General features: G+C 74.3%; 13 protein-coding genes. 4 read left to right on the top strand and 9 right to left on the bottom strand.

Features of this window, described 5'->3' with window-relative positions:
* Nucleotides 1–40 precede the first annotated feature (40 nt).
* Complete coding sequence (locus ABZ851_RS34415) at nt 41–2,782, bottom strand: YfhO family protein (RefSeq protein ID WP_361136244.1); 2,742 nt, start codon at nt 2,780–2,782, stop codon at nt 41–43.
* Between the two features lie 111 nt (nt 2,783–2,893).
* On the opposite strand from ABZ851_RS34415, the gene ABZ851_RS34410 reads away from it, so the two are divergent.
* The 3 genes from ABZ851_RS34410 (at nt 2,894) to ABZ851_RS34400 (ending at nt 5,812) form a co-directional block, all read left to right on the top strand.
* Nucleotides 2,894–4,846 (top strand): glycosyltransferase, encoded by a 1,953-nt coding sequence (locus ABZ851_RS34410; protein ID WP_361136242.1) that lies wholly within the window; start codon nt 2,894–2,896, stop codon nt 4,844–4,846.
* Between the two features lie 160 nt (nt 4,847–5,006).
* Nucleotides 5,007–5,390, top strand: coding sequence for a hypothetical protein (locus tag ABZ851_RS34405; RefSeq protein WP_088797915.1), 384 nt, complete (start codon nt 5,007–5,009; stop codon nt 5,388–5,390).
* Nucleotides 5,391–5,539: 149 nt separating this feature from the next.
* The gene (locus ABZ851_RS34400) at nt 5,540–5,812 is read left to right on the top strand and encodes a DUF1876 domain-containing protein (RefSeq protein WP_361136240.1); all 273 of its coding nucleotides are present in this window, start codon (nt 5,540–5,542) and stop codon (nt 5,810–5,812) included.
* A 67-nt stretch (nt 5,813–5,879) separates the two neighbouring features.
* Here the strand turns inward: ABZ851_RS34400 and galE are convergent, their stop codons facing one another.
* The 3 genes from galE to ABZ851_RS34385 all read right to left on the bottom strand — a co-directional run bounded on the left by galE (nt 5,880) and on the right by ABZ851_RS34385 (nt 12,506).
* Nucleotides 5,880–6,857, bottom strand: a complete 978-nt coding sequence (gene galE, locus ABZ851_RS34395; protein WP_336051959.1) for a UDP-glucose 4-epimerase GalE — start codon at nt 6,855–6,857, stop codon at nt 5,880–5,882.
* A gap of 53 nt (nt 6,858–6,910) precedes the next feature.
* Nucleotides 6,911–8,563, bottom strand: coding sequence for a glycosyltransferase family 2 protein (locus ABZ851_RS34390; protein WP_361136291.1), 1,653 nt, complete (start codon nt 8,561–8,563; stop codon nt 6,911–6,913).
* Between the two features lie 265 nt (nt 8,564–8,828).
* On the bottom strand, nt 8,829–12,506 hold the full coding sequence (locus ABZ851_RS34385; protein WP_361136237.1) for a CDP-glycerol glycerophosphotransferase family protein: 3,678 nt from the start codon (nt 12,504–12,506) through the stop codon (nt 8,829–8,831).
* Between the two features lie 361 nt (nt 12,507–12,867).
* On the opposite strand from ABZ851_RS34385, the gene ABZ851_RS34380 reads away from it, so the two are divergent.
* Nucleotides 12,868–13,554, top strand: coding sequence for a class I SAM-dependent methyltransferase (locus tag ABZ851_RS34380; protein WP_361136235.1), 687 nt, complete (start codon nt 12,868–12,870; stop codon nt 13,552–13,554).
* A gap of 128 nt (nt 13,555–13,682) precedes the next feature.
* On the opposite strand, the gene ABZ851_RS34375 is transcribed toward ABZ851_RS34380, so the two are convergent.
* The 5 genes from ABZ851_RS34375 to ABZ851_RS34355 all read right to left on the bottom strand — a co-directional run bounded on the left by ABZ851_RS34375 (nt 13,683) and on the right by ABZ851_RS34355 (nt 23,054).
* The gene (locus ABZ851_RS34375) at nt 13,683–14,636 is read right to left on the bottom strand and encodes a class I SAM-dependent methyltransferase (RefSeq protein ID WP_361136233.1); all 954 of its coding nucleotides are present in this window, start codon (nt 14,634–14,636) and stop codon (nt 13,683–13,685) included.
* Nucleotides 14,637–15,035: 399 nt separating this feature from the next.
* On the bottom strand, nt 15,036–15,998 hold the full coding sequence (locus ABZ851_RS34370) for a carbohydrate ABC transporter permease (protein WP_361136231.1): 963 nt from the start codon (nt 15,996–15,998) through the stop codon (nt 15,036–15,038).
* Nucleotides 15,995–17,380, bottom strand: coding sequence for a sugar ABC transporter permease (locus ABZ851_RS34365; RefSeq protein ID WP_361136230.1), 1,386 nt, complete (start codon nt 17,378–17,380; stop codon nt 15,995–15,997). The genes ABZ851_RS34370 and ABZ851_RS34365 overlap by 4 nt, the downstream gene beginning before the upstream one ends.
* A gap of 45 nt (nt 17,381–17,425) precedes the next feature.
* On the bottom strand, nt 17,426–18,805 hold the full coding sequence (locus tag ABZ851_RS34360; protein ID WP_361136229.1) for an ABC transporter substrate-binding protein: 1,380 nt from the start codon (nt 18,803–18,805) through the stop codon (nt 17,426–17,428).
* 700 nt (nt 18,806–19,505) lie between these two features.
* Nucleotides 19,506–23,054, bottom strand: coding sequence for an FHA domain-containing protein (locus ABZ851_RS34355; RefSeq protein WP_361136289.1), 3,549 nt, complete (start codon nt 23,052–23,054; stop codon nt 19,506–19,508).
* Nucleotides 23,055–23,480: the final 426 nt, after the last annotated feature.

Genomic DNA, 23,480 nt, shown 5'->3' with positions numbered 1-23,480 from the left:
GGTCAGGGGCGGCTCAGGCACCGTCCCCTGGAAGGTAATTCTACAAATCTGTTGGTTTGTCATGATGTGTCCGGCGTGGCGTGGTGGGGCGGAGGCGCCACCGGTCGCGCCACCGGTCGCGCGACCGGCCGCGCGTGGTGCCGCTCGCCGCCACCCCGGCCAGCGCCAGCGCCGCCGCGCCGCTCGCCGCAAGCCCCGTGTGCAGGCCCGGCGGCAGGTAGGAGCACGAGAGCCGGGTGGCGCCCGGACCCAGCGGGACGGCCAGCAGACCGCCGAACGCGTACGGCGCGTGCCGCGGTCCGCCGTCCACCGAACAGCCCCAGCCCGGGACGGCGGGCAGCGCCAGCACCGCACTGCCCTTGCTCCCCGGCCGCAGCCGGGCCGTCAGCCGGTGGCCGGCGGCGGTCAGTTCCACCGGGCCGCGGGCGCGCAGCGCGTGCACCGCCGCCGTCAGCCGGCGCCCGGACAGGCAGCCGATCGCCCGCTCCGGGAGGTGCTGCCGCCCGCGGCCGGTGAAGCGCACCGCCACCGTGCCGTCCGCCGGCACCCGGCCCAGGACCCGCAGCGGATTCGCGGTGACGTCCCCGCTGCCCGTCCCCGTGGTGCGCAGGCCCAGGCCGCTGACCTCGCCGGAGAACCAGGGGGCGTACCACAGGGCGGTGCTGCCCGGGGTGCACCGCGCGGTGAAGGTGGTCCCGGCGCCGCCCGCGCCGTCGCCGTCCGGGCCCGCGCTGTTCGTGCCCCCGCCCTTCGCGCCCGTGTCCTTCGGGCCCCCGTCGCCCGCTCCCGTACCCGCCCGTCGCGCGCCCGGCAGCAGCCAGCCGCCGTCACGGTCGCGCAGCGGTGCCTCGCCCGCGGTGGGCCTCAGGGCCGGCACCTCGTACACGGCGGCGCCCAGCACCCGCTCCTGACGCGCGAAGACGGTCTCCTTGCCGGCGGCGCGCGGCAGGGCGTCCCGTACGGTCAGCAGCGGGGCCGGGCGCGCCGCATGCGGGGTGAAAAGGGCGCGGTCCTCCGGCACCGGGGAGAGATAGCTGCCGACGCCCATGAGCGCCCGGCCCACCGGGTCCTCGAAACTGAGGGTGTGACGGCCCCTCATGTACCAGCCGGCGCCCAGGCCCCGCAGGGTGCGGGCGGTGACCGCGGGCGCGAAACTGCTGTAGTACGAGCCGCCCTCGCCGCCGATCAGCAGCGGGTCGTTGTTGGCGAACTCGTGCGGGCCCGGGTCGGTGCGGCTGCGCGGCCAGTCGGCGCGGGCCAGCAGCCCGTCCCGGGCGGTCAGCGACGCACCGGTGAACGTGATCTTGGGCTGGAACCAGGCGATCGCGCCCCGTGCCGCGGTCACCGACAGCGCCGTGTACGCCGAGCCCAGCAGGACCGTGCCGGTCAGCGCGGCGAGGGCGGCGGCCCGGGCGCGGGGGGTGCGCGACCTGCCGAGCGCGGCCAGCCCCAGGAGGGCCGGCACACCGCCGCCGGCCACCAGGATCCAGGTGTCGGTGCCGATGGCGCCCTGGTCGCGGCTGAGCCAGGCGAGCAGCGCGACCGCCGCCGCGCCCGCGGCCAGTTCGCGGAGGCGCGGGCGGTGCGCCAGCGCCAGCCAGGAGATCATCACGAGGATGCCGCTGAGCACGAAGGCGGCGCGGTACGGACTGCCGTTGGGCAGCGCGAAACCGTGCCACAGCAGGACCGTCGGCTCCTGGACGAAGGAGGCGGCGACGCCCGCCGCCAGGGCGCACCAGCCCACGCGCACCCGCAGCGGCACGGCCCGCACGAACGGGAAGACGGCCACCAGCAGCAGCCCGAGGACCCCGGTGGAGATGTTGGGGACCGGCGCCCCCGGGTGGCCGCCCGGCAGTAACTGTGCCCACTGGTCGAGCGGCGGCGGCCGGTCGTCGTAGGACACCGCGGGCGCGGGCTGGGCGGCCCGGCTGGCCGCCAGGGTGACGGTCAGCACGGGCGCGGCGAGCAGGATGCCGGTCAGCGCCATCGAGGCCGCGCGGGCCAGCGCCCGCAGCCTCGCGCGCCACGGCATCGCGGCGGCCGTCAGCAGCCGCACCACCAGCACCAGCGCCATCGCCAGGGTCGCCATCGCGGCCGTGTAGAAGTTGCCCGCCCAGGCGAGGGCGACCAGCAGCGTGCCCGCCACCCAGCGGGTGCGGCGCAGACACCAGTCCGCGGCGATCCCGGTCAGGGGCAGCGCCACCAGGCCCCACATCCACATCGGGTCGGCGAAACCGTCGTTCAGCACCCAGGCGCACAGCCCGTACCCCACCGACAGCAGCGCCCGCAGCACGCCGGAGCCCGGCCGCAGCCGCCCGAGGAAGACGGTCATCAATGCCGAGCCCAGGCCGATGCTGAACAGGGTGACCAGGAAGACCGGCAGGTCGGCCAGCGCGCGGGGGAAGAGCCCGACGAGCCAGGAGAAGGGGTTCATCAGGTAGGTGAAGAAGTCGGCGAGGAACGGCACGCCGTAGCCGCTGCTCCAGTTGAAGAACAGATCGCCGCTGGTGGTGCCGTGCAGCAGGTCCCACAGCCGGGCGTGGAACGGGACGAACTGATTGCCCAGGTCGTTGACGGCGCGTGAGTGCGGGCCGAAGGGGTAGCTGCCGTAAAGGGTGAGCGCGAGGCAGTACGCCCCCATGGACAGGGCCGCCGCGAGCCAGGGCGCCGTCCGCTGTCCGGGGGAGGCCTCCGCTGCGGCCGGGCGTTCACCTACGGGAAGAGGCCGGGCAACCTCCAGGGGCCGGACCGCCTCTTGTGGGGTGGGGGGCGTCGGAGCCACCGGCACTCCTCCACGATCGGCGAACGTTCACCCCACGTTATATGTCTTAATCACCCCCTTTGCCTGGCCGGTACGCCGGGCATTCCGGGGATTGCGGAAAGAGTGGAGGGCATGGTGCCCGTTCCTGACGACCTCGTGGCCACGGCCGGTGACGGACCGGATGCCACGGCGACGCCGACCGTCTCCGTGATCGTGCCGGTGCACAACACCCGGCGCTACCTCGACCGCAGCCTCGGCTCGGTCTTCGCGCAGACCCTGGACCGGCGCCGGATCGAGGTGATCGCGGTCGACGACGGCTCCACCGACGGCAGCGCCGAGTGGCTGGACGAACAGGCCGCCCTGCACCCCCACCTGACCGTGCTGCGCCAGGAGGCCTCGGGCGGCCCGGGCAAGCCCCGCAACGCCGGGCTGGACCGTGCCACCGGCGACTACGTCTTCTTCCTCGACTCCGACGACCGGCTCGCCCCCGCGGCGCTGGCCCGGCTCGTCCACATGGCCAAGCGGTGCGGCTCGGACGTCGTCTACGGCCGGATCGCCGGCGCCGAGGGCCGCTCCGCCCCCGTCGACCTGCGCACCACCAGCGACCAGGTCTCCGTCTTCGACTCCCCGGTCTACTGGTCCCTGGCCGCCTTCAAGCTCTTCCGCCGCTCCTTCCTCGAAGAGCACCGGCTGCGTTTCGTCGAGGGCCGGCTGCTCGCCGAGGACCTGCCCTTCGGCATCGCCGCCCTGCTGCGCGCCAGGACCGTCTCCGTCCTCGCCGACCAGGACTGCTACTACCTGCACGGCCGCGACGACGACAGCAACGCCAGCCGCCAGGACATCGACTGGTGCGACTACCTCGACTACATCGGCACCGTCCTCGACGGCCTCGCGGACGAGGTCCCGCCCGGCGAACAGCGCGACAAACTGATGATCCGGCACTTCCACGGCGAGATACTCATGCCCTTCGGGGCCGCCTACCTCGCCCGCGACGCGGCGGACCGGCACGCGATGGCCGCGGCCGCCCGCCCGCTCGTCGAGCGCTACCTCACCGACCGCGTCCGGGCCGCCCTGCCGCCCCGGCTCCGGCTGCGCGCCCACTGCCTGCGCGCCGGGCTCGACGACGCCCTGACCGCCGTCGTCCGGGCCGACACCGAGCGGCAGCCCGATCCGCCGCGCCTCATCGACGGCCGCGTCTACGCCGGATACCCCCACTTCCGCGACCCGCAGCAGCCCCTCCCCGACGCCTGCTACGACCTCACCGACCGCGTGGTACTGCGCCAGCGCCTGATCCGCTGGGGCTGGGTCGGCGGCATCCTGCACCTGCGGGGCACCGCCGGCCTGAACCTGCTCGGCGGCGACACCGTCGAGGTCCAGCTGCAGCGCAGCGGCGCCGTCCACCGTGTCCCGGCGCGGTACGCCGACGGCACCTGGCAGGCCGCCGTCGACCCGGCGACCGCCGCGGACGGCGGGCCGCTGACCGACGGCATCTGGGGCCTCAAGATCGTGGTCACCGCGCACGGCGGAGCGGGCGCCGAGGGGCCCGTCTTCCGCCGCGAGGCCTGGCTGGCCCCGGAAGGCGGGGCGAACGGGCGCGAGTGCACCCCGCGGATCGCCGGCCGGGGCCCGGCCGGCCCGGCCGTCGCCGCGCTCTTCCTCTCCGAGCCGCACGGCCATCTCCACCTCGACCTGGACCAGGCCGGGGCCCGCCGCCCGCTCGGCGGCGACCTGCGCGGCACGGCGCACCGCAGCCGCGCGGGGCGGACCACCCTCGCCGCGCACCTCACCCTGCCCGGCTGCCCCGTGGACGCCGAACTGCGGCTGGTCCTCCACGACGCGACCCGCACCGTGGCACTGCCCACCACGGTCGCACGCGGCGCCGACGACCACTACACCGTGCGCTCCGTGCTGCGCGGCGGCCCCCCGGGCACCTGGCAGGTGTCCCTGCGGGTGACCGCGGGCCCGCTCCGAAGCGACCTGCCCGTCCGGAAGGCCGGCGGCCGGGCCGGCGAGCGGACGCCGCTGACGCTCACCGTGCCCGGCGCCACCCTCCCCAGGAGGGTGCTGCGCCGCCTGCGCGGCTGACGGCCGACGTCCGGCACCAGAGCCCGGCCCCTTCGGCCACCGCCGAAAATCCTTGTGCGTGCCGCCCCCGCGGGACGAGGCTGACCCACCATCAGGCACCTGCACAGGTGCACCCGCGACGACCATCTCGCGGGGCCACATGACCAAGGGGGAACGTCACATGTCCGTATGGAAGCGAGCCGGAATGGCGGCCATGGCCGTCGCGGCGCTGATCGTCCCGGCGGGCGCGGTCGTCGGGACGGCCGGAACGGCGGCGGCCGCGGCGGGCGGCACCGTCCAGGGCTGCCCCTACGGCGCGGTCTGCATCTACCCGCAGAACGCCGGATGGAACGGCGGCCACCCGTCGCTCTTCTACTACAGCTACGGGGCGCACAACCTCAGCAACCAGGTCGGGACGCACCGCATCTACAACAACCAGTCCGGGGGCGCGACCATGCGGACCTGCACGGGCTACAACGGCACGGGATGCCAGGGCTACCTCTCGCCCGGCTACTACATCGACAAGGACCTCACACCGATCAACTCGATCACCCTCCAGCCGTAGCCGGCCCCCAGGCGGCCGGGCGGCATGAGCGCGCCCGGGGCGGAATCCGGTCAAGGACCCGCCCCGGGCGCTGCCGTGCCGCCACGGACGCCGTGCGAGGGCCGCCCGCGGGGCGCACGCTGGAAGCAGGGGCTCCGGAGGTGATCGTGATGCTGCAGACCGTTGTCGGATGGCATGTCGACATGGAATTCGAGGAGGACACCCACCGCACCCGCGCCGCGGCCCTCGTACGGCTTCCCGACGGAACCGAGGTACGGGCCCACGGCTACGCCAGCCGCCACCCCGTCGACTCCCACCAGCCGCGCGTCGGCGAGGAGGTCGCGGGAGCCAGAGCGCTCAACGAACTGGCGATGAAGCTGCTGACCAAGGCGCACGACGAGATCGACGAGGCCTCGGGCCGGACGTCGCACCCGCTGACCTGACCGGCGCCCGCCCCGGCCCCGGTCCGCGCACCCCGGCCGCCGGCCGGCCGGGGCCCGCGGCCCGCGCTCAGCCCTGCGGACGGTGGTGCTGCCAGCCGGCCCAGGCCGAGGTGATCATGTCGCGCACATCGTGGCGGGCCTTCCAGCCCAGCTCCGCGGCGATCCGGTCGGCGGCCGCGACCACCCGGGCCGGGTCGCCCGCACGGCGCGGGGTGACCTCGGCACCGACGCCCGCATGCCCGGTGATCTCGGTGATCAGATCCACCATCTCGCGCACCGAAACGCCCTCACCGCGCCCGATGTTCAGCGTCAGATCGCGCACCGGACCCGGCTCGGCGAGCTTGCGGGCCGCCGACACATGGGCCTCGGCGAGATCCGCGACATGGATGTAGTCGCGGATGCAGGTGCCGTCGGGCGTGTCGTAGTCATCGCCGAAGATCCGCGGCGCCGCGCCCTCGGTGAGCTTTTCGAAGACCATCGGGACGATGTTGAAGACCCCGGTGTCCGCCAGCTCGGGGGTCGCCGCCCCGGCGACGTTGAAGTAGCGCAGACAGGCCGTGCTGATGCCGTGCGCCTTGCCCGCCGCACGCGCCATCCACTCGCCGACGAGCTTGGTCTCGCCGTACGGGTTGATCGGGGTGCAGGGCGTCTCCTCGGTGACCAGGTCGACATCCGGCATGCCGTAGACCGCCGCCGAGGAGGAGAACACCAGCCGGCCGACACCGCCCGCGGCCATCGCCTCCAGCAGTGTCTGCAGCCCGTGCACGTTCTCGCGGTAGTAGTGCAGCGGCATCTCGACGGACTCGCCGACCTGCTTCTTGGCGGCCAGATGCACCACATCGGTGATGCCGTGCTCGGCGAGGGTGGCATCGAGCAGCGCGCGGTCGAGCGTGGAGCCGACGACCAGGGGGACGCCCTCCGGGATCCGGGCGGCCACACCCGTCGTCAGATCGTCGAACACGACGACGCTCTCGCCGGCCTCACGCAGGGCCCGTACGACATGGGCGCCGATGTAGCCGGCACCACCCGTGATCAAGTAAGACATAGTGCCCATCCTAGGTCGGGGTAGAGGAGTGCGGGGAAAGGAACCGGCCCGGTTCAGCCACGCAGCCGCCGGGCGGCGATCCGCCATACGCTGCGCAGGCCGGAGGCGACCCGCAGGGACAGGGCGCCGCCGGTCGTCGCATACGGCTGCACCAGCAGCACGGCATGACGGCGGCTGGGCAGCACCCGGCGGCGCAGCCCCGGCCCCAGGGCCCGCAGCGCCGCGCGGAAACCCGCCCCGTCCGCGCAGCTGACCTGCGCCATCAGGTCCCACGGCTCGGGGTCGGCACCGGGCCCGCCGCCCGGTTCGGCCAGCGCCGCGAGATCCAGCACGACCTCGGCGGTCCAGCAGGCCTGGGACCCGCCGACCGCCGGGGCCGGGGTGAGGGCGGCGGTGTGGACCGGGCCGCGCCGGTCGTCCCGGCGGCGCCGCAGCTCGATGTCGATGCTCTCCGGACCGGACGCGGCCAGCCGCCCGTACAGATCGTGCACCCGCAGCCGCAGCACCCCCGGGCCGCCGGTGGACGGTTCGGCATCTATGGTCACCGGCAGCCGGTGCATCGGCTTGGTGCCCAGCGCGTCCAGCACGACCTCGGGCAGGTCGGCGGACCACACCGCGCGGCCGCCGGCCTCCGCGTACGGCGGCAGCAGCCGGCCCGGCCGGGCCGCCAGCTGGGTCAGCCGCTCCAGGTCCCGGGGAACCGGCGAGGCCAGCACCACCCGGGCCAGCCAGCGCGCCGGCGCCCGCGCCGCACGCAGATCGGCCTCGTCGAAACCCGCCAGATACTCGCGGGTCAGCCGCCACCACTCGGCCCGGTAGTCCGCGCCGCGGGTGTGCAGCTCGCGGACGTACATCCGCAGATCGTGGTCGAGGAACTTGGTGCTCGCGGCGTGCGCCAGCGCCTTGTGCCCGGCGTCCAGGAAGATCTGCACGCTGGCGCGGTGCGCCGCGATCCGCGCCTGCCAGTTGGCGACGTCGTTACGGTCCAGCGAGATCGACTGCCGGGCCGCCGAACGCCGCACATGCCAGACGTAGACCCGGTCGGGGATCGTCACGATGCGCGGGGCGGCGGCCAGCACCCGCGCCGTGAACACGAAGTCCTCGTAGGTGAACCGGCCCTCGGGGAAGGTGATCGCGTGCTTGTCGAGGAACGCCCGCTCGTAGAGCTTGTTGACGCACAGCGTGTCCCGGACCAGCTGCGGCGCCGCGTCGGGGGAGTGGTGCACCGCCGTCTCGCGGTAGAGGCCCGGCTGCCAGGGGACATCGCGGTGCGCGGGCAGTTCACGGCGTACGCAGGCGCCGGCCACGACCGGGGCGTCGTGCTCACCAGCGGCGGCCAGCAGCGCCCGGGCCGCACCCGGGGGCAGCACATCGTCGCTGTCGAGGAACATCACGAAGCGCCCGGTGGCGGCCCGCAGACCGTCGTTGCGCGGAGTACCGCAGCCGCCGCTGTTCGTGTCGCGGTGGATCACCCTCAGCCGCGGTTCGCCGTGGGCCAGGGCGTCCAGGGCGGCGCCGGTGCCATCGGTGGAGGCGTCGTTCACCGCGATCACTTCGGTGACCGTCTCGCCCACGGGGTCCTGCGCGAGCGCGGAGCGCACCGCATCGCAGACATGACCGGCATCGTTGAAGGCGATGACGACGATGCTGACCTGCGCGGAAGGCGTGATGGTGGGCCCCGTCAGCGGATCGAGGGCTTCTTTCACAGTCACTGAATCTACATTTCGTGTCGACAGCATCTCTTGGCGCGAGCGGGGTTCCGAACCTTTTTCCGATGGTTCAGAGGGCGAATCCCGTCGAGCGGTTGCACCCCCTGCCCCGCTTTTCCCGCCCTCTTGCCGTCTTCTTACGGTCGGGAGCCGGGGGCTCGGGGGTGTGCAGACCCGTAAGGGCGCCCGCACATGCTGTAACGACGCGAGTGCCGCACGATGTTGATCCGCACGCCACCACCTTGCGACGGACCGGCCCCGGTCACCGCTCCATCAGGTCCGCGACCCGGCCGGCCGCACCCCCGTCGTCCCGGTGACAGAACGCTTCCCGGAAATCCGCGTACGCATCCGCCCCCGCGGCGGCAATTTCCTCCAAGTCGCCCAGCGCGTCGATCAGTTCACCCGTCGAGGTGAGCAGCGGACCCGGCACCCGGGCCTCGAAATCGAGGGTGAAGCCGCGCAGGGTGTCGCGGTAGTGCGGCAGATCGGGCGTCAGAAAGAGCATCGGACGCCCGGTGTTGGCGAAGTCGGCAGCCAGCGACGAGTAGTCGGTGACCAGGACATCCGCCGCCAGCAGCAGCTCGGTGGCGTCCGGGTGCGCGGACACGTCGAGCGCGAACGGCGCGTGGTGGGCGGGCAGCCGGTCGACCACCAGCGGATGCGAGCGCACCAGCAGCACATGGTCGTCCGCCAGCTCCCGCCGCGCCAGCTCCAGATCGAGCGGCAGATGCAGCCGGTGGTGGCCCGCGTCGTAAGCCAGATCGTCCCGCGGGGTCGGCGCGTACAGCACCACTTTCTTACCCGGCTCGATGCCCAGGCGCTCGCGGACCGCCGCCGCCCTGAGGTCACGGTCGGCGGCGAAGAAGGCATCGGTGCGCGGCAGCCCGGTCTCCAGCAGCCGCCCGGAGTAGCCCAGCGCCGAGCGCAGCACCGGCGTGCTGTGCGCGTTCGGCGACAGCAGCACGCTCCACTGCCGGCTGACCCGCGGCCGCGGCGCCAGATGCGCCAGCCCCGCGCACAGCGTCCCGGCCAGATCGGCGCCGATCCGCTTGAGCGGGGTGCCGTGCCAGGTCTGGATGATGCGCTGCCCGCCGCGCCGGGTGAACCACCGCGGCAGATGGGTGTTGGTGACCACCCAGCGGCTGTGCGCCAGCGCCCCGTGCCACTCGGCGCTGCCCACCAGCACCGCACGGGCCGTCTCCGGCACCGCGGTCTGCGCGTCGCGCACCGCCCACAGATGCTCCACGTCCATGCCCCGGCGCACCAGCTCCTCGTGCACCGCCCGCGGGGAATCCCCGTACGCCCGGCCGCCGAAGCTGCTGTAGAGGACGGTGTCGCGCAGCGGACGGGAACGGTGCAGCGCATAGTGCTGCTCGCGCAGCATCCGGCGGCGGTAGGGGCCGCGGTCGGTGGCGGGCAGCGCCGGCCCCGCCACCACGAGCGCTTCGTCGTGCCGGTGCCGGTCGAGGGTGAGCGGCTTGCCGCGCACCGTACGGGTCGCCGGCAGCCCCTCCAGGAGGGACGGCAGGGCGCGGACCGGGGCGTCCAGCGCGGAGCCGGGCGCGCCCCGCTCGCGCAGATGCAGCGTCCAGCGGCCCTCCCGCAGCGGCAGCGGACCGGCCAGCGAGGGCAGCGCGCCGAGCGGCAGCGTGGCGTGGAACCGGCCCTCGTCGTGCGTGGTGGGGAAGGCCAGCTCCGCGGCGTGCGCCCCGTGCTTGAGGACCAGTTCGGTGGCGAGCGGCGCGGCGCCGGGCAGCGCGCCCGCCAGCAGCAGGGTGCCGTCCGCCCGCCACAGCGCCCGGTCCAGGTACGGCTGCGGGGTCCGGTCGTGCAGGACCAGGTTCCCGGCCGGCCCGGCCGCCACGACCAGCTCGCGGCCGTGCGGCAGCGGATGGGCGGCCGGCGCCAGAGCGAGGTCACAGGCGATCGGGTCGGCACCGCCGCCGGGCAGCACCACCTCGGCCGCCCAGCTCTCGGTGTGCACCGGCAAGATCGCCCGCGGCGCACCGTCCCGCGGGGGCCGCGCGGCGGCCAGCGCGTCGAGACGGATACGGAAGGTCAGGGGCGGGGAGGGGGCGCGGGGCACGGCCCCGGGGACGTCGCGGGGCGCGGCGCCGGGCACGCGGTCCGCCTGCCCCGGTCCCGTTCCCGGCCGCGCTGTCGTTCCCGTTCCCGCCGGAGGTTCCGCTTCCACCGGGAACGACACCACCGTGCCGGTCCCCTGATGGGTCAGCCGCAGGGCGGTGGGCGGCGGGCCGGCCGTGGTGACCGTCAGGTCCAGGGCGCCGGCCGCCGCCGCCCGGTGGCCGGTCAGCCGCGTGGCCGGACGGACCACCGACAGCCGCAGCCGCCCGTCCGGGTACCAGGGCGTGACCCGCACGGCACCGCTGCCGTCGCCGGGCAGTTCACGGGCGCACGGGGCGGCCCCGGAGCCGGTCTCGGCGGCGTGCAGCGCCGAGGCCCGCACCACCCCCGCCGACGCCAGCAGCACCCCCACCGACCAGTCGCTCTCCTCCCAGCGCCCGCCCTTGCGCAGCCGCGCCGCATCGAGCCGCAGCTCGAAGCCCGACCAGTCGTAACAGTGCAGCTCCTGCCCGGACTCGGCGGTCGCCTCCGGCATCGCCACCGGCCGCAGCGGCAGCAGGATCCGGCGCCGCCCGCACGACAGCACGGCCGTCCTGAGACAGCTGTGCCGGGTCGCGGCGTCCAGATTCCGGATATAGGCGTAGCCGCGCAGCACCAGCACACCGCCGCGCCACTCCGCCTCCCTGACCCGGGCCCGTACGGGGAAGTCGGCGCGGTCCAGCCGGGTCACCCCCGGCGGCAGCTCCAGCGGCGGGGTCAGCGGCAGCACCGCGCGCTTGCGCAGCGGCGGCCCCGCGACGGCGAACCCGGCCGGGTTACGGGCCTCATGGGTGAGCAGGGTGAGCAGATCGGCCAGCCGCCCGGCACGGATCAGATACCAGCGCATCCGCAGTTCGACGGGGAGCGTGGGGAACAGCCGCGGATCGACACCGGAGAGGAAGTCGCGGGCGCAGTCGAGGAACGCCGTCCGGCACTCCGGCGCGGCCGCCGGCAGCGCATCGACCAGATCGAGCAGCCCGTCGGTGAGCTGCGCACGGTCGTAGTCGCGCTGATAGCCACGCAGCCGGGCGTGGGCCGGGTCGGCGAGGAAGCGCCGGATGCCGGCCACCGCCGCGAACCGGTCCCGTACGCCCCGGGCATCGGGCCTGTGGTGGCGGCCGGGCCCTTCCGGCAGCCGCCAGTAACAGACGTGCTCTTGCAGCACGTCGACCGCGTCGGCCAGGAAGAGCGCGGGCAGCGTCACCGCCGCGTCATGGCACAACTCCCCCTCGGGGAAGGCGAATCGGTGCTTGTCCCAGAAGGTGCGGCGGAAGACCTTGTTGCGGGCGAAGTCGTCGGACAGCAGCGTCAGGTCGTCGCGGAGGCGGGTGCGCAGCGCGGTGGCGCGGGTGGCCGGATGACGGGCCGACTGGCTGCGGCCGGCCGCACCGAGCCGGTAGACGTTGCCGGTCGCCAGATCCGCGCCGGACCGGTCCAGCAGCCCGACCAGATCCTCGTACGCGCGCGGCAGCAGCACATCGTCGGCGTCGAGGAAGGCCAGATAGCGGGTGTGCGGATAGGCGTGCCGGGCACCGGTGTTGCGGAGCGCGCCGCAGCCGGGAGCCGGCGGGCCCCCGGGGTGGTGGACGATCCGGAACCGTGGGTCCCGCTCGGCGAAACGGCGGGCGGGAGCGGCGGGCCCGCCCCGTGCGACGGAGGCGTCCTGGCCCCCGTCCGCGGGCGGGCCGTCGTCCACCATCACCACATCCAGATCGGTCAGCGTCTGGGCCGCGACCGACTCCAGGCACTCCTCCACATTCCGCTCGGACCCCTCGATGCGATGGACCGGGACGACGACGGTGAGCCGAGGCTTCATACGCGGACCAAGCCTTTCCGGACTGGCGAATGCACAAGACCGGTCCGTTCAACTCGCCCACGGCGGCACGGTCACCGGATCTGCGCTGAAAGGGTGAGAGGCCCCGCCGGGCGCCCGGGCGTGCGGGACCGGGCATCCGCGTGTGCGGGGACCGCGCACCACGGCGTGCCGGGCCGCCCGTTCGCCGGCGCGGGCCCGCACGTCACCCTGTGCCGGGCCGCGCGTCCGTGTGGGCGGGAGGACGCCCGGTGCGGGCACTCGGCGCGCCGTAGCGCCGGGCCGCGTCCGATGCCGTAGACCCGTTGCACAGCTTTACGGCGTTTTGCGCGCCGTGTTCCCCAGGGAAGGTGACCGCGTCCCGATGCCCGGCAGAACCGACAGCTCCGCCGCCACCGACAGCCCCGACGCCGGGCCCCCCGGCAGCGACACCCGGACCGCCCGGCCCACGCCTCCCACGGGCACCGCCCCGTCCGCCTCCACCGCACGGCTGCCGGCCGACCGGGGACGCGGCGGCCCGGCACGGCTGCTGCCCGCCCGGTCCCCGTACCGCAGCCAGCTGCGGCGGATCGGCACCGGCCGGGTACTGGAGATCGGCTGCGGGACCGGCGGCACGCTCGCCGACTGCGCACCCGGCAGCGTCGGCGTGGACCACGACCCGCAGTCCGTGGCGCGCTGCCGGCAACGCGGGCTGACCGCCTACACGGCCGACACCTTCCTGGCGAGCCCGCACGCCCGGCCCGGCGCCTTCGACGCGCTGCTGATCGCGAACGTCCTGGAGCACCTGGACGACGAACAGGTCGAGGGGCTGCTGCGGGCCTACGTCCGGTACGTACGGCCGGGCGGCGGCGTACTGCTGATCACCGCGCAGGAGGCCGGGCACCGCGCCGGGCCCACCCCGGTGCGCTTCACCGACTTCACCCTGCTGCGCGCCTTCGCCGAGTCCGCGGGCCTGGCCGTACGGCGCACCTACTCCCACCCGCTGCCGCGCCCGGCCGGAATGCTGCTGCGGTCCAACGCGTTCGTGCTGGTGGGGCAGGTGCCCCGGTAGACGGGGGCACCCCGCCAGGGCTTGCCGTCAGCCCGGCGGGGGCCGGTCCGCGGACAGCCGAGGCGTACGGGCCGCCGAGGCGTACGGGCCGCCGGCGCGTACGGGCCCGCCGGCGCGTAAGAGCCCGGCTAGCGCGTACGCGCCCGCTTACGGGCCCGCACCAGGGCGCGGGTGACGATCGGCGGCAGCACGTCGCGGGCCACCCGGCGCACCGCGCTGCGCGCCGGGACCGGCCGGCGCGCGGCCGGGCGGGCCGCGGAGGCCTCCGGCGACTGCGCCGCGGACCGCCGCACGGCGCGGGCGGCGGACATGTGCCGGGAGGCCGGATGGCCGGGCTCCTCGGCACCCTTGGCGCTCAGCCGGACCAGCGGGGCACCGTTGACGTCCTGCACCTCGTGCCAGATGTCGCCGCGGGACGCGATCCACTCCAGCAGCGCCTTCTGCAGCGGCTCGGGATCGCCCCAGGTCCCGTAGAACTTGGTGCCGGTGATACAGACGGGGCGCAGCCCCTCGTTCGTGACGGCCTGCCAGGTGGCGGCGGCCACTCCGGGGCAGTGTTCGGCGCGGTAGTCGTCCATCACCACGATGCCGTGGGCGGTGAGCAGCTTGCGCACCGCGAGGATGTCACCGTGCACATGCTCGTACAGATGCGAGGCATCGATGTGCGCGAAGCGCACCGACCCCTCGTCGACATGGTCGCTGACGAGCGAGCTGAGCCCCTGGACGATGGTGGGCAACTCGTCGTGGAAGGCGAGGTAGTTGGCCTCGAAGGCGCGGCGGGTCAGCGTCGCGTAGGACTTCCGCATCTCCTTGGAGTTGGAGGCGTCCTCGGCGGGGGAGTCGAAGAGGTCGCAGACCGTGAAGCGCTCCTGTGGGCGCAGCCGCGCACCGAGAAAAATGGCGCTCTTGCCCATGTACGCGCCCAGTTCGAGCAGGTCACCCGGCTCGGAGCGGTCCTGCTGGTGCGCCAGGAACCAGTCGAAGAGCAGCTGGTCGGCGGTGAAGAACCAGCCTTTGACCTCGGACAGCCGGGTGGGGCGCGGGAGGTGTTCGGCACTCTGGTCCGCGAGGGGGGCAGTCATGTGCGGTCCGTCTCCAGACGGTCGGGGACATAGGGCTGAGTACGACGCGTGCGTGAGGGAGTACGTGCGGTATGTACCGGCGCTGTCTGCCGTGGATGTGGCGGTATGGAGTTGTGGCCTGGTGGCGGTGTCGCCGTATCGCGTGAGGGGGTGTCCAGGTGGCAAATCTGCAGTTGTCCGGACCCGTCCGGTCCATGCGGTTGTGGACGCGCCCGGCGTCATGGCCGCGGCGCACGGGCGCGGCCTCGCGGGGGCCGGGGCGCTCTCACCCACCCCGTGTGCCGGCCCGCCATGCGCACCGCCGCACCGTGCCCGGCACGGCAGCGGCGTCATCGTAGGCGCAGCAACATGAACGGGAGATGGCCTGCGGCCGGGGAGCTGCCGGACGTCATGCGGAGTTCACTTCACCGCGCCGGCCATCACACCGGAGACGAACTGACGCTGGAAGGCGAAGAAGACGATCAGCGGCACCACCATGGACAGGAACGCGCCGGGCGCCAGCACATCGATGTTGTTGCCGAACTGCCGCACCTCCTGCTGCAGCGCGACCGTGATCGGCGGATGGCCGCTGTCCGCGAAGATCAGCGCGATCAGCATGTCGTTCCACACCCACAGGAACTGGAAGATCCCCAGCGAGGCGATCGCCGGGCCGCCCAGCGGCAGCACCACACGGGTGAACAGCCGCAGCTCGCCCGCCCCGTCCAGTCTGGCGGCCTCCAGCAGCTCGCGTGGGATCTCGGCGAAGAAGTTCCGCAGCAGGAACACCGCGAACGGCAGCCCGAAGGCCGTATGGAAGAGGACCACCCCGGCCGTCGTCTCGAAGAGCCCGACCGCACCGAACAGCTTGGCCACCGGGATCAGCGCCACCTGCACGGGCACCACCAGCAGCCCCACGACCAGCATGAACCAGCCGTCCCGGCCGGGAAAGTCCATCCAGGCGAACGCATAACCGGCCAGCGACCCGATGACCACGACCAGCACCGTCGCCGGCACGGTGATCGCCGCCGTGGTCAGCAGCGAGCCCATCACCTTGCCGTTGGCCAGCAACTGGCCGTAGTTGTCCCAGGTGATCTGGGCCGGTTCGCCGAAGACCTGCCACCAGCCGGACTCGGCGATCTGCTGCGGGCTGCGCAGCGACGACAGCAGCAGCCCCACCGACGGCATCAGCCAGAACAGCGCCACCAGGACCAGGAAGATCCGCACCGCGCCGCCCCCGGTCCGCGCCGCGATCCGCGCGCCGAGCGGCCGCCCGGCCCGCCCGTCCGCCCCGGCCCGCCCGCTCGCCCCGGCCCGCCCGGCCGGCCGGGCACCCCCACCCGCCCGGGCACCCCCGCCCGCCCGGGCACCGCCCACGCTCGTCATCGGCGACGCTCCTTCCGGATGCGCCGGAGATTGACGTACATCACCGGCAGCACGAGCAGCAGCAGGAAGACGGCGATCGCGCTGCCCAGGCCCTCGTCGACATCCGTGCCGAACGAGGACTGGAAGAGCTGGAGCGCCAGGACGTTGGCGGACCGGACGCTGGAGCCCGGGGCGATGATGTAGACGAGATCGAAGATCTTCAGCACATTGATCATGAGGGTGACCAGCACGACCACCAGGACCGGCGCCAGCAGCGGCACCGTGATCCGGCGGAAGACCTGCCACTCGCCCGCGCCGTCCACCCGCGCCGCCTCCAGCAGCTCACGCGGCACACCCGCCAGCCCCGCCGCGATCAGCACCATCGCGAAACCGGCCCACATCCAGACGTACGAGCCGATGATGGCCGGAGTCACCAGCGCCGGGCCGAGCCAGTCGACACCGCGGTACGCCTCGGCGAAATTGGCCGCGGGCAACCGGAGCCGCGCGCCCCCGGCCCGGTCCGCGGGCAGCGCATACGTACCGTCGGCCGCCGTCGTCGCCGAGGCGACCACCCGGCCGCCCTTCACCGCCTCGACCGTCAGCCCGGCCAGCGCCTTCTCGTTGCCGTCGATGACCCCCGGGCGGCCGCCGCCACCGCGGGTGAAGTCCAGCCACACGGTGCCGGTGACCTGGCCCGGCCGGGGCCCGGCGGCGACCGCGGCACGGGCCCCGCGCAGATCGCCCGGCTGGACGGCGACCAGCGGCAGATGCACCGGCGACGCGGCCCGCACGGTGGCGCGCGTGGTGAACGCACCGCCGCCGGACGCCTCAAGACCGGACCGGGGCCGCGGTTTGGCACCGGGGAACGGGGCCGGTGCGGAGAACGTGTCATGAATGCCGGCCCACACCGCGTTGGCGACGCCGCGCTCCGGATCCTGGTCGTAGACCAGCCGGAAGATGATGCCCGCCGCCAGCATCGAGATCGCCATCGGCATGAACACGATCAGCTTGAAGGCGGTACCCCAGCGGATCCGCTCGGTCAGCACCGCAAAGATCAGCCCCAGCACCGTCGAGACCGTCGGCGCCACCACGACCCAGACGACGTTGTTCCGCAGCGCGGTACGGATACCGTCGTCGGAGAACATCGCGCCGTAGTTGCCCAGCCCCACGAACCCCGTGCCGGACGCGTCGAACAGACTGCGGTGGACGGAGAAGACGATCGGGTAGACGACCAGCGCACCGAGCAGCAGCAGCGCCGGCAACAGGAACGCCGCGGCCGTCCAGGGGCGGGCGCCCAGCACACCGCCGCCCGGACGCGTGCCGCCGTGGCGCCGGCCACCGCCGCCGTCCCGCGGGCGGCGCCCGCCGCTGTCACTCACCTTGCCGGCCTGTACGGCGCTCATCGTGACGGTCCCCCGGTCCCGGTCGAAGCGTTCGGCGGCGGGTGCTCAGCGCCCGAAAGACTTCGCGGCGTCCTTCTCCAGCCGGTCCTGGGTGCCCGCGACGTCCTTGGGGCTCTTCAGGAAGTCCTGCAGGTCCTTCCACTCGCCCTGGCCCGGCTTGCCGCCGAACGAGGCGGGCGCCTGGTCGGACATGTCGAAGCGGAAGTCGTCGCCCGCCGCGATCAGCGCCTTGGCGATCCGGCGCATCACCCCGTCGGCGTACGCCGCCTGGTCGAGCTCCTTGTTGGGCGAGATGAACCCGCCCGCCTGCGCCCAGATCTTGGCGGCATCCGTCGACGCCAGGAACGTCAGCAGCGCCTGCGCGGCCTTGGAGTCCTTGAGCGCCACCGCCACATCGCCGCCGGTCACCACCGGGGACCTGGCGCCCACCGCCGGAAACGGGAAGACCTTGGCGTCCGTGCCGACCTTGGCCTTCGTCTGGGTGATGTTGGCAGCGGCGAAGTCGGCCGAGGAGACCATCGCGGCCTTCGGCGTGCCGCCGCTGAAGGTCTGGGTCACCGACGTCGGGAAATCCGTCTGCAGCGCACCGGAGTTGCCGCCCGCGAGCAGGTCCTTACGGCCGAAGAGCTGCCCGAGCGTGGTCAGCGCCTGCCTGACGGAGGCGTCCGTCCACTTGACCTTGTGCTGCGCCAGCTGGTCGTACTTCTCGGGCCCCGCCTGGGAGAGGTAGATGTTCTCGAACCAGTCGGTCAGCGTCCAGCCGTCCGCACCGCCCACCGAGACCGGCTCCACGCCCGATTCGGAGAGGGTCTGCGCCGTCTTGAGGAAGTCCTGCCAGGTCTTCGGCTCCTGGGTGCCCGCGTTGTCGAACGCCTTGGCGTTGTACCAGACCAGCGACTTGTTACTGGCCTTGAAGTAGACGCCGTACGGCGTTCCCTTGTGCGCGCCGAGATCCTGCCAGCCCTTGCTGTAGTTCTTGGCGAGCTGCGCCTTGGCGGTCGCGCCGAGCGGCTTGAGCCAGCCCTTCCGGGCGAACTCGCCCAGCACACCGACCTGCTGGAGCATCGCGATGTCCGGCGGCCCGCCACCGGCGATCTTGGAGCCGATGAAGCCGGCCATGTCGTCACCGCTGGGAACAAAGTCGACCGTGGCGCCCGTGCGCTTCTCGAACTCGTCCAGCACCTTGACGAAATTCTCCCGCTCGGGCCCCGTCCAGACCGCGGTGACCTGGAGCTTCTGGCCCTTGAGCCGGGGGAGTTGCACGGTGGGGGCGGTGCTGCCGCCCTTGCCGCCGCCGCTGCCGTTGTCCTTCGCGCCGCCGCCACTGCTGCCGCTGCCGCACGCGGCCAGCGCCAGGGCGAGCGCCGTGCCCACCGCCACCGCGGTCGTGGCGCGCACAGCCGTGCGGTCGAGTCGTCTGCGCATCCCCGTAGCCCCTTGTCGCCGCGCCTGCCGTACCGGGTGCAAAGGGGGCCGTGCCCTGACGTGTCACGGCGCCCCCCACCGTGCCGTTCGCTTCGTGCCCGCATCGCACCCGTACGCGCCCGCGTGCGCCGATCGCGTCGTGCCGTACGCGCCTACGTCCTGATCACGTCGTGCCGTACGGCCTATGTGCCGATCGTGCCGTTCGCGTCGTGCGGTGCCGTGCGATGGTGCGTGGTCGCGCTGCGCCTCGTGGTGCTCCGTTGGCCCGCGGTACACGTCGTGCTCCGCGGTCTCTGCGGAGTACGACGTTCCGTGCGGAGTACGCCGTGCTCCGCGGTGCACGTCGTGCCGTGCGGTGTGCGACAGTCCTACGCCCCTGGCCACCGGCTCCGCAATACCGCGTTCCGCGCCAACGGGCCATTCGTGACGCGGCTGTTATGGGCGGGCGGCGGGCGGCGGGCGGCGGGCGGCGGGTTCGGAAGGCGTGGCCCACCGACGCCACGGCAACGGCGGGACGTGTCCAGAGGCGGGGCCGGCGGGCGCCGGGTTTGCAACATGGCGGCGCACCGGCTCCTCAACCGACCGGCTCCTCAGCTCACCGGCTCCTCGGCTCACCGGCTCCTCAACCCACCGGCTCCTCAGCTCACCGGCTCCTCGGCTCACCGGCTTCTCAGCTCACCGGCTCCTCAAGCCGCCCGCTTCACAACAGCGGCGGAGCCGGTGCCGCCCCCGAGGACTGGGCGGCCCGCTGCAGTGCACTGGCCAGCAGGGCCAGGTCCGTCGGGCCGTTGCCCAGCTCGCGCAGCGGGCGCCGGGCCGGCGGGTCGCCCATCCGCTGCCACTCCAGCGGTACGACCGTCGGCCGGAGGGTGGAGGTCCGGGGTATCCGGCCGGTGACCCGGCCCGCCTGGAACGGTGTCGAGGAGCCGTCCGCCGCGCGGTGCAGCCGGCCGCGGCCCGCGGGTACCGGCTCGGACGGATCGTCAAAGGCGCCCAACCGGACCCGCAGACCGGCCCGTTCGCTGGTCGCGGTCTCCGCCGTACGGTCCGGATGACCGGTGGCGGCTATCAGGTGGACCCCGAGCTCCGCCCCGTCCCGGGCCACCGCCTCCAGGGCGCGCACCACGGAGCCGGCGGCGGGCCGGCCGGTGCTGCCCAGCGCCGGGGCCACCAGGGCGTCGAAGTCGTCGACCAGCACGAAGAGCCGGGGCATCGGCGGGGCCGGGGCGGTGTCGTCCTCCGTGGCTGCCGGGCCGGCGGTGGGCGGTGTGCTGCGGGGGCGCAGGCGGAGGGTTCCGGTCGTGGACGGGTCCGCCGCTGTGCCGCCGTCCGTTCCTCTATCACGGCAACGATTACGGAGAGTAGTCAGTTCCTGCTCTCCGTAATCACGGTTCTCGCGGTTCTCGCGGTTCTCGCGGCTATGGGGAGTATGGCCAGGGGGACCATTGCGCTCGCTGTCGCCGCTCTCGGCCGAGCGTCGCGGGGCGACGATCCGGGGAGCCGACAGATGCTTGGCGCGCCACTCGGCGAACGGGGTGCCGGCCAGTATCTCCGTCCGCCGCTTCAGCTCGGAGGACAGCGCCTGGGCGAACGCCCGCATCCGGACCGGGTCGGAGGCGGCGAGGTAGGTCGTGACATGCGGCAGGTCCGTGCAGACCCGCAGCCCCTCGCCGCGCTCGCTGCCGCCGCCGTCCACCAGCACCAGCGACAGCAGATCCGGGCGGTCGGCGGCCGCCAGCGAGGCGGCCATCGCGCGCATCAGCTCGGTCTTGCCGGTGGCCGCCGCGCCCTCCAGGACGAGATGCGAGCCATCGGCGGCGAGGTCGGCGCACAGCGGGCCGTGCGGCCCGGCGCCGAGCACCGCGGCGGCGCCGGGCCTGTCGGTGTCCAGCGCGGCGGCCCAACGGGCCATCAGGGACGCCGGGGTGGCGCGGGCCAGCCCCAACTCGTCCAGCAGCCGGGCGGAGTCGGGCAGCGGGACGGCCGCACGAGGCGCCGTCCGGCCACCGGACGCGGCCGCCGTATCGCTCTCGCGCAGCGGCGCCAGCGCCCGCGCGAACCGCTCGGCCCAGGCGCCGGAGACCGCGTCCACCGTCGCGACCGTGCCGTTGGGCCCGGAGCCCGGCTGGACGACGCGCAGCGCCGTGGCGACATCTCCGCTGAGCACCGCCACCGCCCCGCACTCGCCGAAGGCGGGCGAGGCCGCCCGGGCCGCCTCGTACGTCGCGGCCAGCGGGAAGGCGGGGGAGGCGGCCGGGGTCTCGGCCAGGCACAGGAGGTGGATACCGGCCGCCGGGCCGCCCGCGGCGAGCCGGGCGGTGGTCTCGCGCAGCGCGGAGGTTCCGGGATCGCCGTCGACGACCACGAGGGTGAACGGGCCCTGGTGGCGGGCGGCGGCGGAGGCGGTCTCCGCTCGCTCGGCGTCCGCCCAGCCGGGGCCCAGCGGGCCGTCGTCGAGCCGGCGCACCAGCTCGGACGTACGGGCCGCGGCCTGCTCGCTGTCGTACGCCAGCAGCAGCCGGCAGTCCTGGCCGCGGTCCGGACGGACCTGCGGCAGCCAGCCGAGCCAGGACCAGTCCGCCACCCGCTCCTCGGCCGGGCGCGTCCGGTCCGCGCTGATCAGCACCACTTCCAGGGTGCCGGGGGAGTGCAGGGCCGTGAGCTGGGCGAGGGCGCTGCGGGCCAGCCCGCTGAGCCGCGCCCGCGGCCCGGCGAGACCGAGGGAGCCCGCCCGGCGCAGATCGACGGTGACGGGCACGGCGGCCCGGCCGCCGTGCCGGGCCGCGGTCCCCAGACGGACGGTCAGTGCGTCGGGGTGGTCCGGGCCGCGCTCCCAGAGCCGGGGCCCCGGACCCAGCGCGGTGAGCAGGACCGCGGCGGCATCCGGCCAGCGTTCGTCGGCGGCCGGCCCGGAGAGGGCTTCATGCGCCGGGGCGCCCTCGGAGGTGTCCGCGAAGGCCGCCCCGGAGGCGCCGGCCGGTGCGTACTCGGGTGCGAGGGCGTCGGCCGGCCGCTCCACGGCGGGCCGGCCGCCCGCCAGCCGTCGTGCCCAGGCGCCGATGCCGCCCCGGCGCCCGCCTTTACGGGCCCCCTCCTCGGTCCGGAATCCCTCATCGGCCGGTGCCAGGGACTCCGGTGCCAAAGACTGCTGCCCGCCGTGCGTCCGGTCCTGCGCGCCGGCCGGAAGGGCGTCGCTGCGCTCCCGGACCCCGGGGCCGAAGCCGTCCGCCGGGGCGGCGCCGGTGGTGCGGTCGTAGACATGGCCCGTGGCAGCACCCGGGACGGGCGCCGCGGCGGAGCCGGAAGGAGTGCCGTGGACGGAGCCATGGCCGGGGGCGGCGTACCGGGCCGGGGTGCCGCGCAGGGGAGTGTCCCGCCGCCCCGCCGGGTCCGGGGCGAGGGTGCCGGCCCCCGTGTACTTCCCCTCCGCGGCGGAAGTGGCTCCTCGCGGGCCCGCTGACGTCCCGTGTCCGCCGTGCTCCCTGTAGCCCCCGTGCCGCCCGTGCTCCCCATGACGCTCCGTCCGGCCCGTCACTGCCGCTGCCTGCCCGGCCGCCGCGTCCGGGCGCGCACCGGCCGTGCCCGGGGCGATCCGCAGATGCCCCTCGCCGTCCGGGGCGGCCGGCAGGGCGGGGTCGGGGGAGGCGGGCGCGGACTGCAGGCGCAGGGCGGACTCCCCGATGCGCAGCAGGGCGCCGGGCGGCAGGGGCACGGGCCGTTCGCCGAGGTCGGTGCCGTCCACGACGGTGCCGTTCGTGGAGTGCAGATCCGCGACGTACACCGCGCCGTCCGGCTCGACCGTCACGGCGCAGTGCAGCCGGGAGACATCGGGGTCGTCGAGGGGGACATCGGCGTCGGCCGAGCGGCCGATACGGATCTGGCCGCCGTGCAGCAGATGCACCCCGCCGGCATCGGGCCCGGAGACGATGCGCAGACGGGCCGAGCCGTGCGGCAGGCCGTGTGCCGGGGCGGGGCCCGGCCCCTGGAGGGAGAGCACCGCGCCGTCGATCAAAGGGGGTTCGCCGAGCGCCGCGCGCTGCGGATCGAGCCGGTCGTGCCCGGCGTACAGCACGACGGGGCCGCTGCCGCCGCCCGGACCGCCGACGTCCGCACCCGAGCCCGCCACGGAGGCCGCGAGCGCGCCCGCCACCGCCGCCAGCGCGGTCCCGGCGGGGGCCGTCACGAGCACGTCGCAGGTCCGTGTGGTGTGGCCGCTGCGCGGCCCGAGGACGGTCAGCCGGATCTGCATCGCCGTCAACGGTCCCTTCTGCCGGAATCCGCCGGGGGACCGCTCACTCCCCCCACCGCACCCGGGCACGTCGGCACGTACAAGTCCCAAGTGCACGTCACGACAAAGACCGCGCGCCCCCACCGCATCGTGCTGGGTGCATCCTCGCACCTGCCACTGACAACACGCCCCCCGACCGCCATTCAGTGATCTTGATTGGTCCTCTAAGGGCGAAAAAGTGCCTGCTTGCGTGCCGTGCCCGGCCGGATTTCGACCGCCGTGGTCAGCTCGGAACGGTGCGGAACGGCCGGGTGCGGATTGGCGCGGGCGGTGCCGGGTACCAGCCGCACGCGGCAGGCAACCATCCGTTCCCCCACTGCGTCTTTCCCACAAGCCCATCCCGGGCCGACGGACCGAAAAGTTTGTACGACGGCATTACAGTGGGCC

Origin of the sequence: Streptomyces sp. NPDC047049 (genome assembly GCF_040643995.1) — a bacterium.
GTDB classification, from domain to species: Bacteria; Actinomycetota; Actinomycetes; order Streptomycetales; family Streptomycetaceae; genus Streptomyces; species Streptomyces mooreae.
This window is presented reverse-complemented; position numbering and strand designations above follow the sequence as displayed.